The organism is Pseudomonas sp. Arb-4-2C (genome assembly GCF_055755015.1).
In genome coordinates this window covers 2343687-2360224 of record NZ_CM146899.1, presented here as the reverse complement: position 1 = coordinate 2360224, position 16538 = coordinate 2343687, and the positions used below count along the sequence as shown (strand labels likewise).

At 61.5% G+C, this 16538-nt stretch carries 14 protein-coding genes; 6 read left to right on the top strand and 8 right to left on the bottom strand.

What is annotated here, in order from left to right:
* The first annotated feature begins 53 nt into the window (after positions 1-53).
* The 4 genes from AC0J41_RS10530 to AC0J41_RS10515 all read left to right on the top strand — a co-directional run bounded on the left by AC0J41_RS10530 (position 54) and on the right by AC0J41_RS10515 (position 6766).
* Entirely contained in the window at positions 54-1181 is a 1128-nt protein-coding gene (locus tag AC0J41_RS10530; RefSeq protein WP_473015473.1) for a hypothetical protein, read from the top strand.
* A gap of 121 nt (positions 1182-1302) precedes the next feature.
* Positions 1303-2547, top strand: a complete 1245-nt coding sequence (locus AC0J41_RS10525; RefSeq protein WP_025111655.1) for an exonuclease SbcCD subunit D C-terminal domain-containing protein — start codon at positions 1303-1305, stop codon at positions 2545-2547.
* Complete coding sequence (locus AC0J41_RS10520; protein WP_473015471.1) at positions 2544-6185, top strand: AAA family ATPase; 3642 nt, start codon at positions 2544-2546, stop codon at positions 6183-6185. The genes AC0J41_RS10525 and AC0J41_RS10520 overlap by 4 nt, the downstream gene beginning before the upstream one ends.
* The gene (locus AC0J41_RS10515; protein ID WP_473015470.1) at positions 6182-6766 is read left to right on the top strand and encodes a glutathione S-transferase; all 585 of its coding nucleotides are present in this window, start codon (positions 6182-6184) and stop codon (positions 6764-6766) included. The genes AC0J41_RS10520 and AC0J41_RS10515 overlap by 4 nt, the downstream gene beginning before the upstream one ends.
* A gap of 71 nt (positions 6767-6837) precedes the next feature.
* Here the strand turns inward: AC0J41_RS10515 and AC0J41_RS10510 are convergent, their stop codons facing one another.
* The 8 genes from AC0J41_RS10510 to AC0J41_RS10475 all read right to left on the bottom strand — a co-directional run bounded on the left by AC0J41_RS10510 (position 6838) and on the right by AC0J41_RS10475 (position 13545).
* Positions 6838-7095: a hypothetical protein gene (locus AC0J41_RS10510; RefSeq protein ID WP_025111652.1), complete on the bottom strand. Its 258-nt coding sequence runs from the start codon at positions 7093-7095 to the stop codon at positions 6838-6840.
* Positions 7092-7304: a hypothetical protein gene (locus AC0J41_RS10505; protein ID WP_473015469.1), complete on the bottom strand. Its 213-nt coding sequence runs from the start codon at positions 7302-7304 to the stop codon at positions 7092-7094. Before AC0J41_RS10505 ends, AC0J41_RS10510 begins: the two co-directional genes overlap by 4 nt.
* A gap of 250 nt (positions 7305-7554) precedes the next feature.
* Positions 7555-7734: a hypothetical protein gene (locus tag AC0J41_RS10500; RefSeq protein WP_473015468.1), complete on the bottom strand. Its 180-nt coding sequence runs from the start codon at positions 7732-7734 to the stop codon at positions 7555-7557.
* 156 nt (positions 7735-7890) lie between these two features.
* Complete coding sequence (locus AC0J41_RS10495; RefSeq protein WP_473015467.1) at positions 7891-9066, bottom strand: lactonase family protein; 1176 nt, start codon at positions 9064-9066, stop codon at positions 7891-7893.
* Complete coding sequence (locus AC0J41_RS10490; protein ID WP_473015466.1) at positions 9053-9343, bottom strand: DUF5629 family protein; 291 nt, start codon at positions 9341-9343, stop codon at positions 9053-9055. Before AC0J41_RS10490 ends, AC0J41_RS10495 begins: the two co-directional genes overlap by 14 nt.
* Before the next feature lie 179 nt (positions 9344-9522).
* Positions 9523-11103: an aldehyde dehydrogenase (NADP(+)) gene (locus tag AC0J41_RS10485; protein WP_473015465.1), complete on the bottom strand. Its 1581-nt coding sequence runs from the start codon at positions 11101-11103 to the stop codon at positions 9523-9525.
* 9 nt (positions 11104-11112) lie between these two features.
* On the bottom strand, positions 11113-12105 hold the full coding sequence (gene araD1, locus AC0J41_RS10480) for an AraD1 family protein (protein ID WP_473015464.1): 993 nt from the start codon (positions 12103-12105) through the stop codon (positions 11113-11115).
* Positions 12106-12237: 132 nt separating this feature from the next.
* Positions 12238-13545 carry an MFS transporter gene (locus AC0J41_RS10475; RefSeq protein WP_025111645.1) on the bottom strand — a complete coding sequence of 436 codons (1308 nt, stop codon included), beginning with the start codon at positions 13543-13545 and terminating at the stop codon, positions 12238-12240.
* Between the two features lie 193 nt (positions 13546-13738).
* Between AC0J41_RS10475 and AC0J41_RS10470 the strand changes: the two genes are divergently transcribed.
* Together AC0J41_RS10470 and AC0J41_RS10465 are read left to right on the top strand one after the other, a co-directional pair.
* Positions 13739-15475, top strand: coding sequence for an IlvD/Edd family dehydratase (locus AC0J41_RS10470; RefSeq protein WP_473015463.1), 1737 nt, complete (start codon positions 13739-13741; stop codon positions 15473-15475).
* A 187-nt stretch (positions 15476-15662) separates the two neighbouring features.
* The gene (locus tag AC0J41_RS10465; protein ID WP_473015462.1) at positions 15663-16382 is read left to right on the top strand and encodes a FadR/GntR family transcriptional regulator; all 720 of its coding nucleotides are present in this window, start codon (positions 15663-15665) and stop codon (positions 16380-16382) included.
* Positions 16383-16538 lie beyond the last annotated feature (156 nt).

Below are 16538 nucleotides of genomic sequence, written 5' to 3'. Positions count from 1 at the left end.
GAGATGATCCACCGTGTTACTGGTTGAAACCCATTTGCTGGAGCTGGTCGACCATGCCCAAAAGCCTTGATCCCGTGCCGGCACCGCACCTCGAGCAACCTCGCAAGGCAGGCGATGTCGAGCCTTTTCCCAGCGGGAAGATCACCTATCTCGCGCCGTTGCCGCTGCCGACACTACTGCCACCTCGTGGCCCGCATATTGGGGAGTTAAATGAGGTGTACATGGACTTCGGGTTGGGATCGCCGCAAGTGTTCTCATGGCAAATTATTTTAGGGGGTCCCTTTACCCTCGTATTCATGATTACTCTTCTGTTCCCGCTGTTTACGGGATTTCTTGGGGTCGTTTTTGGTTATGGAGGAGAAGCTATTTGGGACTCAATGATCGGGGTATTCCACGAAGGTTATGGAAACGCGCCAATAGCCGGCTTCGGCACCCTCTTCATCGGCCTCTGCGTCTGGCTCCACAATCACAACAAACGCGCTGAAACCATCCCCACCCGCTTCAACCGCCAACGCCGTGAGGTCTGCTTCATGCCCGAGGACGCCACCGAACCGCTCTTCGTCCCGTGGGAATCGCTCTCGGCCTGGGTCATCGAAGCCCAGAGCGCCACCCAGTACGGCACCCGCCGCCAATACGGCATGGGCATCGGCTTCCAGCATGGCGATATCCTCACCAGCGTCGAATTCCCCTGCACCGGCCTGCCCATCGCCATCAGCCATTGGGAAGCCATCCGCGGCTACATGGAGTTCGAGGTCAACGACCTCAAATCGATTCAGTACCAGCAAGACCTGCAAGGCCCCGACGATCCGCCCCACGAAGGCCTGCACACATTCCATAACGCCCGCACGCGCATGCATCAGCAGATCCGTGATGGCGAGCGCGGCCGGGTGTCGGGGTTCTTCTGGTACCTGTATCACGTCATGACCTTCTGGACGCTGCCCAATCATTTGGTCGAATGGGAAATCCGCCGCATCAAGGCCATGGGCCAACACGTATTGCCCGAAGTCATGCGCCAGTGGTCAGAGCCGTTGCCACAGCAGAAATGGGCGAAACCCAGCGAAGAACTGCTGCGAATGAGCGCCCAGGTCAGGACACTACAAAAACGCCTGCCACACCGGGCGATCACCGCGATATTTGCTGAAGTACAGCGCCAGCATACCGACCGTAAAGTGAGCGGTTGATATCGCGCGATTCATCAAGGCTTTGGGCACGCCCACGCATTTGCCAGTAAACTCTCCCCCTCTTTCGCCGCCCCCTCATTTCCCTGCGGCCATCACCTCTTTAACTGTTGCGGAGTCCGCCTTGCGTCTGTTTCACACCTCCGACTGGCACCTTGGGCAAAACCTGCACGGCCAGGAGCGCGATTTCGAGCATGCGTGCTTTCTCGAATGGCTGCTGCGCCAACTGCAACTGGCGCAGCCGGATGTGCTGCTGATTGCCGGTGACATCTTCGACACGGTCAATCCGCCGGTCAAAGCCCAGGAACGCCTCTACGATTTCATCGTCAGCGCCCACGAGCAGCAACCATTGCTGACCATCGTGATGATCGCCGGCAACCACGACTCCGGCTCGCGCATCGAACTGCCGGCGCCGCTGATGCGCCGTTTGCGCACCCATGCGCTGGGGCGGGTGTTGTGGCTGGATGACGGTCAGCTCGATGCCGAACGGCTGTTGCTGCCGCTGCCGAATGCCCAAGGCGAAATCGCCGCGTGGTGCCTGGCGCTGCCGTTCCTGCGCCCGGCCGAAGTCACCGGTGCGCACTTGGGTGACAACTACTTGCGCGGCATCGGTCAGGTGCATGAATGGCTGATCGAAGCGGCCAACGCCAAGCGCCAACCGGGTCAGGCGCTGGTCGCGATCAGCCACGCGCACATGGCCGGCGGCTCGGTCTCGGAAGACTCCGAGCGCAGCCTGATCATCGGCAACGCCGAAGCGCTGCCCGCCAGCCTGTTCGGGCCGAGCATCAGCTACGTCGCCCTCGGCCATTTGCACAAGCCGCAGAAAGTGAACGGTGAAGAACGCATTCGCTACAGCGGTTCGCCGATTCCGCTGTCGTTCTCGGAGATCGGCTATCAGCACCAGATTCTCGACATCACCCTCGACGGCGAAACCCTGGTCAGCGTTGAACCGAAACTGATCCCAAGATCGGTCAACCTGCAACGCATAGGCCCGGCGCCGCTGGCGGAGATCCTGCTGCAACTGGCAGACCTGCCGAACATTGATCTGCTCGCCGAAACCCAGCGCCAACCGTGGCTCGAAGTGCGCGTGACCCTCGACGAGCCGCAGCCGGATCTGCGCCATCAGGTGGAAAGCGCCCTGCAAGGCAAAGCCGTGCGTCTGGTGCGGATCGCTGCCGAATATGCCGGCAACCGCGGTGCTGACGGTGCCGAAGACGGCAGCGCATTGATCGAACTCGATCAGCTCACCCCGCAGGAACTGTTCAGCCGCGCCTGGCTCGACAACTACGGCAACGAGGTCGACGAACAGACCCTCAAGGACTTCGCCGAACTGCTGCAGGACGTACAACTGGAGGGCGAGCAGCCATGAAGATTCTCGCCATTCGCTTGAAGAACCTCGCCTCGCTGGCCGGGCCGTTCGAAATCGATTTCACCGCCGAACCGCTGGCCAGTGCCGGGCTGTTCGCGATCACCGGGCCGACCGGTGCCGGCAAAAGCACCCTGCTCGATGCCCTGTGCCTGGCGCTGTTCGGCGCCGTGCCGCGCCTGAACAACACTGGCCGTGACGCCAAAGTCCCGGATGCCGACGGTGAAATCGCCACCGGCGACCCGCGCACCTTGCTGCGGCGCGGCACCGGTGAAGGTTATGCCGAAGTGGATTTTGTCGGCGTCGATGGCCGCCGCTATCGCGCCCGCTGGGAAGCCAACCGGGCTCGCGAGAAGGCGGGCGGCAAGCTGCAGGCCAGCCGTCAGAGCCTGCGCGACATCGATCAGGATCAACTGCTCGCCAGCCAGAAAGGCGAATACAAGACCCAGCTGGAAGCCGCGCTCGGCCTCAACTTCGAACAGTTCACCCGCGCCGTGCTGCTGGCGCAGAGCGAGTTCAGCGCGTTCCTCAAGGCCGACGACAACGACCGCAGCGAACTGCTGGAAAAGCTCACCGACACCGCGCTTTACACCCGCCTCGGCCGTCGCGCGTTCGACAAGACCAAAGAAGCCCGCGAAGCGCACAAGCTGCTGCAAGATCAGGCCACCGGCGTCACCCCGCTGGCGCCTGAGGCTCGAGCGCAGCTGGACGAGCGTTTCAACGCCGCCCAACAACAGTTGAAGTTGCAGCAGGCGCAGCTCAAGCAGCTCGAGCAACAGCACAGCTGGCTCAAGGATTTGCGTGTGTTGCAGGACGCGCAGCAAGCCGCCGCCGAACAACTGCACAGCGCCCAGCAGACGTCGGAAGGCCTGGCCGGCGAACGCATGAAGTTGACGCGTCTGGAACAGCTCGGCCCGCAACGGCATCAGTTCGCGCGTAAAACCGAACTCGATGCCCTGCTGACGCCACTGGCCGCGCAAATAGCCGCGCACACGCAGCAACACGCCGAGCTGAGCGAGCGCCAGACACAACTGGAGCAGGACCTCGAAGCAGCGAAAGTCGCTTTGAGCGAAGCGCAGCATCGGCAAACCGCAAACGCGCCGCTGTTGCGTCAGGCGTTTGAAGAACAAAGCACCCTCGCCCGTCTGGTCAAGGATGTCGCCCACAGCGCCGACGCCAGACTCAATGCGCAACAGGCGTGCACCGAGGGCCAGAACGCCCTTCACGCCTTGTTGGAAAAACAGACCCAAGTCGCCGAGCGCCTGCAACGCATCGCCGCCGAACTTGAGCAGAGCGCTCATCTGGCGCCGCTGAGTGATGCGTGGAATGCCTACCGCGATCGCCTGCAACAGCTGATGCTGATCGGCAACCGCTTGAACAAAGGCCAGGCGGAACTGGCGAGCCTCGAAGAAAACGCCACCCGCAGCGCCGCCGAGCTGACCTCGCAGAAGCAGCAACTTGAAGTGTTGTTCAAAGAGGCCGGCGCCGAACCCGATGCCGTCGCCGAACAGATCGGCATCCTCGGCACGCTACTGCAGGACAACCGCAAACAACTGCGCGCCTTCGAAGACCTGTCACGCCTGTGGGCCACGCAGCAGGATCTCGACAAGCGCAGCAGCGAGCTGCAACAACGCCAGCTCAGCGCCCAGCAGGAACGCGAACGCCTGACTCAGGACGGGGTAAAAACCAAAGCCAAGCTGACCGTCGCCGAGCAGACTCTCAACGTCACCCGCGAACTGCTTGAACGCCAGCGTCTAGCGCGCAGTGCCAGTGTCGAAGAGTTGCGCGCGCAGTTGCAGGACGATCAGCCGTGCCCGGTCTGCGGCAGCAACGAGCATCCGTATCACCAACCGGAAGCGCTGCTGCAAAGTTTCGGTCGCCACGATGAAAGCGAGCAGGCCAACGCCCAGCAGGTGGTCGATCAGCTCAAGGAAAAGCTCATCGAGTTGCGCGCCGAAGTCGGTGGCGTCATTGCTCAGCAAAAAGAACTGCTGCAACAACAGGAACACCTGGCCACCCAGCAACAAGCGCTGGCGCCGAGCCTCGACGCGCATCCGCTGGCCGCGCAGTTGCTCAATCAGGACGCTGACAAACGCGATGCCTGGCTCGCCCGACAAAACGACCAGTTGAACCAGAGCATCACTCAGGACGAACAACGCCAGAGCGCCCTGCTCACCCTGCAACAGGATGCCGCGCGTCTGACCCAGCAATTGCGTCAGACCGAAACTGCGCATCAACAAGCGACGCAGCACCTGAGCAATCAGCAGCGAGAGCTGAGCAGCGACCGTCAGCGTCTCGACGAAGAACTCACAGCGTTCGGCAATCTGCTGCCAGCGGACACCCTGGAGGCTTTGCGTCAGGAGCCCGCAGCGACGTTCATGCAGCTCGACCGGCAGATCGCCGAGCGCCTGGCGCAGGTCGATCAGCAGAAGGAAGAACAGGCCGAACAGCAACAGCGTCAGCAGACGCTGGAGAAAGAACAGGATCGTCAGCAGACCCGTGCACAGCAGTTGCTCAGCGCCGAACAGCAATTCACTGCGCTGACCGAACAGCAACGCACCTGCCAGGAAAAACTCGCGCAACTGCTCGGCGAGCACAGCAGCGCCGAGCACTGGCAACAGCAACTCGAGCACGCGGTTGAACAGGCGCGCAAGGCCGAAACCGGCACCGCACAGGACCTGCAAAACCTGCGCACGCAACTCGTGCAGATCGCCGCCGAACTCAAGGCGCAGCAAGAGCGTTTGCAAGCGCTGCACAGCGAAGATCAGGATCTGACCGGCAAGATCGCCGACTGGCGCGCACGTCATCCGGAGCTGGATGACGGCGGTCTCGAAGACCTGCTGCGCGTCGATGACGCTGAGGTCGGCGAACTGCGCCAGCGCTTGCAGCACAACGAAAAAGCCATCGAGCAGGCCAAAGTGCTGCTGCAGGAACGTGATCGCTTGTTGCTCGATCATCAGGCGCAACACAACGGCAACCTCGATGCCGAACAACTCGCCACCGCCCTCGCCGACCTGCAGGACCAGTTCACCGTCAGCGAACAGCAATGCGCCGAATTGCGTGCCGAACAGGTCGAGGATCAGCGCCGGCAAAACGCCAATCAGGCACTGGCGCAGCAGATCGCTGACACCTACGCCGAGTATCAGCGTTGGGCGCGGCTCAATGCGTTGATCGGCTCGGCCACCGGCGACACCTTCCGCAAGATCGCCCAGGCCTACAACCTCGACCTGCTGGTGCATCACGCCAACGTGCAGCTGCGCCAACTGGTCAAGCGCTATCGCCTGAAACGCGGCGGCAGCATGCTCGGTCTGCTGGTGATGGACACCGAGATGGGCGATGAATTGCGCTCGGTGCATTCGCTGTCCGGTGGCGAGACGTTCCTGGTGTCGCTGGCCCTTGCGCTGGGCTTGGCGTCGATGGCCTCAAGCACGCTGAAGATCGAATCGCTGTTTATCGACGAGGGCTTCGGCAGCCTCGACCCGGAATCCCTGCAACTGGCGATGGACGCCCTCGACGGCTTGCAGGCCCAGGGGCGCAAAGTCGCGGTGATTTCCCACGTGCAGGAAATGCACGAACGGATTCCGGTGCAGATTCAGGTACAGCGCCAAGGCAATGGCCTGAGCACCCTGGAGGTGAAATGAACACGCTGTACTCGTTCCGCCGCTGCCCGTACGCGATGCGCGCGCGGATGGCTCTGCGTTACTCGGGCGCGCCGGTAGACATCATCGAAGTCAGCCTCAAGGCCAAACCGGCCGCGATGCTGGCGATCTCGCCCAAGGGCACGGTGCCGGTGCTGGACGCCGATGGCCGGGTGATCGACGAGAGCCTGGAGATCATGCATTGGGCCTTGGCGCAGCATGATCCGCAGGGCTGGTTATTGGGAGGTGATGCACGAATTGCCGAGTTGATCGAAGCCAACGATCAAGGGTTCAAGGTGCAGTTGAATCGCTACAAGTACGCCGAGCGCTACCCCGAGCAGCCGATGGAGGTTTATCGGGCTGAGGGCGCCTTGTTCTTGCAGCGGCTGGATGAGTTGCTGACGGATCGCGATTACTTGCTGGCCGAGCACTTGAGCCTGGCGGATGTGGCGCTGCTGCCGTTCGTGCGGCAGTTCGCGCATGTCGACCGCGAGTGGTTTGCGCAGACACCTTACGTGCGGTTGCAGGCGTGGTTGCAGCGTTTGCTCGAATCCGGGCTGTTTACGGCGATCATGAAGAAGTAACCCCGAATTTCTGCTACCGAACACTTTGTGGCGAGGGGATTCATCCCCTCGCCACAAGGTGTTCGCTCAGTCTAAGCCAGTGCGTCACACATCCCCAGTGCCGAGCAATCCACTTCAAACGGCCCAAGAAAATCGACTTCGGCCTTGATCGGCGGGTTACCGGCCAGCAGCCCCTGCGAGTTGGCCCGTTCGATGTTGTGCGCGATGGTGTGATTGGCCTCTATGGCCCGTGCCAGCGCGCCGACCGAGCCCTGACCGAAGCCCAGTAGTGCCGCACCATTGGTCATCAGTGCCAGGGCGGCGATGACCCAGAGTCTGTAGCCTTTCATGCTGCGCCCACTCCTGCGAGTCCCGCCCGATCGACCAGCACGCCTTGCGCGCGGTGTTCGAACTGGATGCCGGGGTGTGCGACCTCGATCGGTGCGTCAAAGCTGTGTTGAGTGTGCGAGGCGACGCTGACGAACAGCACCAGGACCAGGTAAAGACCGATGGCCAGGTAGGCGCCGCGCTTGGCTGAGGTGATGATTGAACTGGCCATGATATTCTCCGTGGGCATGTTTCAGTGCCGTCAGGATCAATCAAAAAAGCCGTAGCAACCACTCAGGGTTTGCCATAGTAAATATCAGCTTCATTGATCATTAAGCCGATCTATAGGGATATTACAGAATATTTATGGGAACCGAAAATGCGATATGCAGGAGCGACATCACATCTCTGGCCGCCGATCGTGACAACGATCATCGACACAAGTGACTTCGCTCCTGCATATCGGATGCAGCGCGGGACGTTCAGTGTTGGACTTTGTGATCCAGAGCAGCGTAGAAGTTGGCGCTCTGTTGCAGGTATTTCTGGGTGTAGCTCTGGGTGTGAGCTTTTTTGCTGTTGATTTCAACGTTGGCACTGGCTGGCAGCGCAACGGTGGCGGAGATGGCGGAAGCGGCGATGACAGAGAAGAGATTGAAGTTCATGGCGGTAACCCTCGTGTTCGGTTGGCTTGCTTGCCCGGTTGGGCCGTGAAGCAAACTTAACGCTCGAAGGCTGATCGCTTGAAATGCTTTGTAGCATTACCGGATATCAGCGCGATTAATACAAAGAGACAGGCCCCGTAAACCGGGGCCTGTGGCTTATTGTCGCACCAGGAACTTGAGGTCGCTCGGGGCGTCCATTGGCAGTTTCTGCACGGTTTTGCCGAGCAGACCGGTCTTGGCATCGCGTTCGACGACGACAATTTCGTTGCTCTTCTGGTTGGCGATCAGCAGGAATTTGCCACTCGGATCGAGGCTGAATTCGCGCGGGTGATCACCTTCCACCGAACGCTTTTGCAGTTCTTTGAGCTGAGCGGTCGCCGGGTCAATGCTGAATACCACCAGTTGATTGGCGGTGCCGCGATTGCTGACGTAGAGGAACTTGCCATCGGCCGAGGCGTGCAGCGCTGCACCGGCCTTGTCCGAAGTCGGCTGACCGGCGGCCAGATCGACCAGTTGAGTTTGCGTCAGCACGCCGTCGTTGTAGTCGAACACCGCGACCTGCGCGCTCATTTCCATGGTCAGCCAGGCGTGCTTGCCGTCCGCGCTGAACAGCAGATGACGCGGGCCGCTGCCGGCAGGCATGGACACCGAAACGGTTTTCGCCGGAGTCAGCGGCAGGTCCGGGTTGGCTTTCGGGTCGAATTTGTAGATGAAGACCTTGTCCGCGCCCAGGTCGTTGGAGAACACGTAGCGGCCATCCGGCGAGGACACCGTCGAGTGCACGTGGTTGGACGCCTGACGCTCCGGGTTGACCCGGCTCGCCGGGTGCGCGCTCATCTGCACCACCGGTTTGAGCTTGCCGTCAGCGCCGACCGGCAACACCGCGAGGGTGCCGCCCGGGTCTTCCATCACCGAGTAGTTGCTGACGAACAGGTGGCTGGCATCGCCGCTCAGGCTCGAATGGGTCGGCTCATTGCCCAGGCTCTGCACCTGATTGATCAGGCTCAGGACGTGGGTCTTGGGGTCGATCGAATAGCTGCTGACGCGGCCAACCGGGTCTTTCTGGCCGGGGCCGTTTTCATTGACCACGAACAGCCGATGCTGGTCCTTGGACAGGGTCAGCCACGACGGATTTTCGCTCTTCACCACTTGCAGCGGCTTGGCGGCGATCAGGCCGGTGGCACTGTCGAAATTCATTCGATAGATGCCTTGGCTGGTGCCGGCGGTGTACGAGCCGACCAGCAATTGATAGTTCTCGGCGCTGGCACTGGACAGGCCCATCGCGCCGACGCTGCCGGCCATCAGCAGCGGCCAGAATTTACGCATGTTCATCGGTTTCGTCCTCGTCATCGCTGCCGCCGAAGGCCTCGCTGCAGACCAGGCGGTGCTCGCCGGAATCACCAACGATCAACCAGCTCTGCAGGTCGTTATCAAAAGTTGCTGCTGCAACCTGCGCCGGCGTGAACTCCCAATGCTTGGCCGCTCGGCCATCCATGCATTCGATGTGCAGGTTGTCATCTTCGTCGAGGGCGAATTCGAAGGCGTGCAAGCCATCGATTTCGACCATATCGCTGTGTTCGAGGACGTCGAGAAGGGTTTGGGCAGTCATGGCAAACAGTCTTTCTTAGGGGGAAAGGGCCAATGATAGCTCAATGTGATCCAGAGGCCTTGCTGGAACCCCTGTGGGAGCGAGCCTGCTCGCGAATGCGGTGTGTCAGACCATGAAAGGCTGACTGGCAGAATGCATTCGCGAGCTGGCTCGCTCCCACATGGAATGCTGGCTATCAGTTACAACGCGTCGCGCGAGGGTTTGCCGTCGACCAGACGCTGGATGCGCAACGGGTTGGCGTTTTTCAGCGGTTCGGGGAGCAGGAAATCCGGGTAGTTCTGGAAGCACACCGGGCGCAGGAAACGGTCGATCGCCAGGGTCCCGACCGATGTGCCGCGTGCATCCGACGTTGCCGGATACGGCCCGCCGTGGACCATCGAATCACACACTTCGACCCCGGTTGGATATCCATTGAGCAAGATCCGCCCGACTTTCTGCTCCAGCAATGGCGTCAGTTCCGGGAAGCGTTCGAAGTCCGCCTGCTCGCCGATGATCGTTGCGGTGAGTTGTCCATGCAGCCCTTGCAACGCCGCGCTGAGCTGGGCCTTGTCCGCCACTTCGACGATCACCGTGGTCGGGCCGAATACTTCTTCCTGCAGCACTTCATCGCCCCCGATCAACAGGCTGACATCCGCTTTGAACAATTGCGGTTGAGCTTGATTGCCCTGCTGCGGGCTGCCTGCCAGACGTTCGATCCCGGAATGCGCCAAGAGCTTGTGCAAGCCGTTGCCGTAGCTGCCGAGGGTGCCGGCGTTGAGCATGGTTTGCGCCGGTTGATCGCCGATCAGCCCGGCGACTTGCTGCACGAAGGCGCTGAATTGCGCTGAGCGGATACCGATCACCAGACCGGGATTGGTGCAGAACTGACCGCAGCCTTGCACCACCGACGCGGTCAAATCGCGGGCGATCGATTCCGAACGCGCGGCCAGCGCCTGCGGCAGGACGATCACCGGGTTGATGCTCGACATCTCGGCGAACACCGGAATCGGTTGCGGTCGCGCCGCCGCCATATCGCACAACGCCCGACCGCCCTTGAGCGAACCGGTGAAGCCCACCGCCTGAATCGCCGGATGTTTGACCAGCCATTCGCCGACGCCCCCGCCGTAGATCATGTTGAACACCCCGGCCGGCATCGCGGTTTTTTCCGCCGCGCGAATCAGTGCATCAGCGACCCGTTCTGCTGTAGCCATGTGGCCGCTGTGGGCCTTGAACACCACCGGACAGCCAGCCGCCAGCGCCGCCGCCGTATCGCCGCCAGCGGTGGAAAACGCCAGCGGAAAGTTGCTCGCACCGAACACCGCCACCGGGCCGAGGCCGATGCGGTACTGGCGCAGGTCCGGGCGCGGCAACGGCTGGCGATCCGGCAGCGGCAGGTCGATTCGTGCGCCGTAGAAATCACCGCGACGCAGGACTTTGGCGAACAGGCGCATCTGACCGCTGGTACGACCGCGCTCACCCTGAATTCGCGCCGCGGGCAACGCGGTCTCACGGCAAACCACGGCAATGAAGTCATCGCCCAGCGCATCCAGTTCATCGGCAATTGCGTCGAGAAACTGCGCGCGGCGTTCGGCGCTGAGGCTGCGATACGCCGGGTACGCGGTAGCAGCTGCCTTGGCGGCAGCGTCGACTTCTTCAACTGTGGCCTGGATGAAATCGTAAGGCAGGTGTTCGCCAGTGGTCGCGTCGACGCTCTGCAGTTTGACGTCGCCCGCCGCACTGCGCTGACCGCCGATGTAGTTGTGGCCGAGAATCTGAGTCATGGGAGCTCCTTAAAGGGTGCCGATGCTGTCGGGCTGAAAAGCCGCTACTGCGGGGGCGATGCCGTTGACCAGCGGTGCGCCGAATTCGGCCTGGGTGATTTCAAACACATCGCCCGGTTGCGTGCGGATGCCATCGGCGAACGACAGGGTCGCGGTGCCGAAGAAGTGAATGTGCACGTCGCCCGGGCGCAGGAACTGGCTGTACTTGAAGTGGTGATATTCGAGGTTGGCGAGGCTGTGGCACATGTTGGCTTCGCCGCTGAGGAATTCGTTCTGCCACAGCACTTCGCCGTTGCGCAGGATGCGGCTGCTGCCGGCCAGATGTTGCGGCAGCTCACCGGTGCGCAGCTCCGGGCCGTAGCTGCAACTGCGCAGTTTCGAGTGGGCCAGATACAGGTAGTTCTTGCGCTCCATGACGTGGTCGGAGAACTCGTTGCCCACCGCGAAACCGAGACGATACGGTTTGCCGTCACGGCCGATGACGTAGAGACCGGCCATTTCCGGTTCCTCACCGGCGTCTTCAGCGAACGGTGGCAGCGGGAACGCCTCGCCCGGGCGCACGACGATGCTGCCGTCGCCCTTGTAGAACCATTCCGGCTGCACACCCGCCTGCCCGGCTGCCGGTTTTCCGCCCTCCACGCCCCATTTGAAGATGCGCATGGTGTCAGTCATTTGCGCTTCGTCAGCGGCGTGCTGGTGCATTTTGTCGCGAGCCGAAGCACTGCCCAAGTGCGTCAGGCCGGTGCCGCTGACCAGCAGGTGCGCCGGGTCCGGATGATCCAATGGCGGCAGGATGCGTCGCGTGCCCAGCAGTTCGGCGTAGTCATGGCTGATGCCGAGGCCGAGGGTTTGCACTTGCTGCTCCAGAGTGCCACCGGCTTCGATGGCGGCCAGGGCCAGGTCACGCACGCTGCGAGCGTCCTGCACTTCGCGCACCAGACCGTGGTCGACCACGCCGACGCGGCGCTCGCCGTTAATCAATTCGAATTGAACCAGATGCATGTTTTTCTCCTATTCCTTCAAAACACCGCCGTTCCCCTGTGGGAGCGAGCCTGCTCGCGAAAGCGGTGTGTCAGTCAGCGAAAAAATTGAATGTGCCGGCCTCTTCGCGAGCAGGCTCGCTCCCACATTGGATTAGCGTGCACTGGCGGCAAATTGGTCTACCGGCAGCACATGCTTGCGCTCAAGCACGCGGTAAACCACGCCGGTCAACACCAGCCCGAACACCATCACCCCGCTGAGGAAATACAAACCCGAAGCCAGATTCCCGGTGTACTCCTTCAGCGCACCGATCACGAACGGCCCGATGTAGCCGCCGAGGTTGCCCACCGAGTTGATCAAGGCGATCCCCGCCGCCGCACTGGCACCGGCAAAGAACCGCCCGGGCAAGGTCCAGAACACCGCCGTGCAGGAAAACAGCGCGAACGCCACCAGGCACAGCGCCGCCAACTGCGCCACCGGCAACGACAGCCAGGCACTCATGAACAGGCCAATCGCGCCCAGCACATACAGCACCGCCAGGTGCCCATAACGATCATTCATGCGATCGGAACTGCGCGGCACGATCAGCAGGCCGACGATGCCGAAGACATACGGCACCGACGATACGAAACCGGTGACCAAATCACTGCCGCCGAACTGTTTGATCAGCGTCGGCAGCCACAGGCCGAGGCCATAAATGCTCAGGGTCACCGGCAGATAAAACAGCGCCAGCAGCAACACACGTTTGTCCTTGAGTGCATGCAACGGGTTGCCGTGACGGGTCTGGCCGTATTCCTGCAAGTCTTTTTTCAGCTCGCCGGTCAGCCAGTCTTTCTCGCTCTGATCCATCCACTTTACTTGCTGCGGGCCGTCCGGCAGCCAGCGCAACACCGGCCAGGTCAACAGGATCGCCGGGGTGCCGATGACGATGAACAGCCACTGCCAGCCGTGCAGGCCAAGGATCCCGTCCATGCCCAGCAAGCCGCCGGACACGGGACCGGTGATCATCATCGCGATCGGTTGAGAGAGGATGAACAGGCCGAGGATCTTGCCGCGATGGCGCACCGGGAACCATTGAGTGATGTAGTACAGAACACCGGGAAAGAACCCCGCCTCCGCCGCGCCGAGCAGAAAGCGCATCACGTAGAAACTGTGCGGGCCCTGGACGAACGCCATGCCGATGGTGATCGCGCCCCAAGTGATCATGATCCGCGCGAACCAGCGCCGCGCGCCGAAGCGTTCAAGCATCAGGTTGCTGGGGATTTCCAGCAGAAAATAGCCGATGAAAAACAGCCCGGCACCGAGGCCATAGGCCGCATCACCGATGCCGATGTCGGCGCCCATGTGCAGTTTGGCGAAGCCGACGGCGGAGCGATCCACATAGGCGATCAGGTACAGCAGGATCAGGAAAGGAATCAGTTTCAGCGTGATGCGGCGAATAAGCCGCAGTTCCTGGCTCATGGGATCGGTCTCCGATTGTTGTTTTTATAGAACCTCGGGGGACGCCTCTCGCGGAAACCGCCAGGGCCGATCCCTCCGTCGAAAACGACTATATAGTAATACTAATTGCTCAACAACACTTCCAAATCGCCGATTTTGAGCTTATGTTTAGCCGTGACTCGCAAACAATAGTCTTACAATAAGAGAATCGATCATGTCTGAGAAGAAACCCACTCTGCGCTCGGCCCAATGGTTTGGCACTGCCGACAAAAACGGCTTTATGTACCGCAGCTGGATGAAGAATCAGGGCATCGCCGACCACCAGTTCCAGGGCAAGCCGATCATCGGCATCTGCAACACCTGGTCGGAACTGACCCCATGCAACGCGCATTTCCGCCAGATCGCGGAGCACGTCAAACGCGGGGTGATCGAGGCCGGTGGCTTCCCGGTGGAATTCCCGGTGTTCTCCAATGGCGAATCGAACCTGCGCCCCACCGCCATGCTCACCCGCAACCTGGCGAGCATGGACGTTGAAGAGGCGATTCGTGGCAACCCGATTGACGGCGTGGTCTTGCTCACCGGTTGCGACAAAACCACTCCGGCGCTGCTGATGGGCGCGGCCAGTTGCGATGTGCCAGCGATCGTCGTCACCGGCGGGCCGATGCTTAACGGCAAGCACAAGGGCAAGGACATCGGTTCCGGCACGGTGGTCTGGCAGCTCAGCGAGCAGGTCAAGGCTGGCACCATCACCCTCGACGACTTCCTCGCGGCCGAGGGCGGCATGTCGCGCTCGGCGGGCACCTGCAACACCATGGGCACCGCGTTGACCATGGCTTGCATGGCCGAAGCACTGGGCACGTCCTTGCCGCACAACGCGGCGATTCCGGCGGTGGATGCGCGGCGTTATGTGCTGGCGCACATGTCCGGCATGCGTGCGGTGGAGATGGTTCGCGAGGATTTGAAACTGTCGAAAATTTTGACCAAAGCAGCCTTCGAGAACGCTATCCGGGTGAACGCCGCCATCGGCGGTTCGACCAACGCGGTGATTCACCTGAAAGCCATCGCCGGTCGCATCGGCGTCGAACTGGATCTGGATGACTGGACGCGCATCGGGCGCGGCATGCCGACCATCGTCGACCTGCAACCGTCCGGGCGTTTTCTGATGGAAGAGTTCTATTACGCCGGTGGTTTGCCGGCGGTGCTGCGCCGTCTCGGCGAGGCCAATCTGCTTCCCAATCCGAATGCGCTGACGGTGAACGGCAAAACGCTGGGCGAGAACACCAGGGACGCGCCGATCTATGGCGAAGATGAGGTGATCCGCACCCTCGATAACCCGATCCGCGCGGACGGCGGCATCTGCGTATTGCGCGGCAATCTGGCGCCGCTCGGTGCTGTGCTCAAGCCCTCCGCTGCGACCCCGGAACTGATGCAGCATCGTGGGCGTGCGGTGGTGTTCGAGAACTTCGACATGTACAAGGCGCGGATCAACGATCCGGAGCTGGACGTGGATGCCAACTCGATTCTGGTGATGAAGAACTGCGGGCCGAAGGGGTATCCGGGCATGGCCGAGGTAGGCAACATGGGCTTGCCGGCCAAACTGCTGGCGCAGGGGGTGACCGACATGGTGCGCATTTCCGATGCGCGGATGAGCGGCACCGCGTACGGCACCGTCGTTTTGCACGTGGCGCCGGAAGCCGCTGCCGGCGGGCCTTTGGCGGCGGTGCAGGAAGGCGACTGGATCGAACTCGATTGCGCCAGTGGGCGGCTGCATCTGGACATTCCGGAGGCCGAACTGGCGGCGCGCATGGCGGATCTGCAGCCACCGCAACAGTTGCTCGTGGGTGGCTATCGTCAGCTGTACATCGACCATGTGCTGCAGGCGGATCAGGGCTGTGACTTTGACTTCCTGGTCGGTTGCCGAGGCGCTGAAGTCCCGCGCCATTCCCACTAATCCGCCATTCCCCCTGTGGGAGCGGGCTTGCTCGCGAATTCGGTGTGCCAGTCGAAATATGCATGACTGACACACCGAATTCGCGAGCAAGCCCGCTCCCACATTTGGCGTGTGTATCTGCCTCAAGATTGTGCCGTGCCTGCTATGATGCGCGGCATCTCCATCGCTCAGGATCGCGCCGTTCCCCATGGATTACCGCAAACCTTCCGACCGCAAAAGCATGCACTCGCGCATCGTCCAGGAACTGGGCATGCAGATCGTCTCCGGACGCTTTCTGCCCGACGACAAGCTGCCCGCCGAAGCCTTGTTGTGCGAGGAGTACGCGGTCAGCCGGCCGGTGTTGCGCGAAGCCACGCGGGTGCTGGTGGCCAAGGGGTTGGTGTATTCCAGGCCACGGGTCGGCACGGTGGTCAAACCGCGCCGGGAATGGCACATGCTCGATCCGGACGTGCTGCACTGGCTGATGCAAAGCAGCCCGCAGAATGAATTCTTCAATGTGCTGACCAGCGTGCGCAGCATCATCGAACCGGCCGCTGCCGCCCTCGCCGCCCAGCATGCGACCGAGGCCGATATTGCGGCCATCGGCGAAGCCTATCAACGCATGGAAGCAGCTCCGACCCCGGAAGCCTTGCTGCAGCCGGATCTGGATTTCCACAGCCGCATCGCCGATGCGACCCACAACGATTTGCTGGCGAACCTGTGCAACATGCTCTCGGTAGCGATCGCCGAGGCGTTGAAGCATTCGAACCAGCGACCGAACCTGCATGAGCTGGCGCTGCCACGGCACAAGGCGATTCTCACCGCTATCGAGAATCGGGATGCCCTTGGCGCCCGCCACGCGACGCTCGTGCAACTGGACGATGCGCGCAGTGCTCTCAGTGCAGTGCTCGGCACTGAACTCTCCTGACACACCGCAATTCCCCTTGTAGGAGTGAGCCTGCTCGCGATAGCGGTCTATCAGGTAGAGAATCACTGACTGACACACCGCTATCGCGAGCAGGCTCACTCCTACAATGGATTGTGTGAAGTTCGCGGGATAAAAAAAGCCGCAACCCGAGGGTTG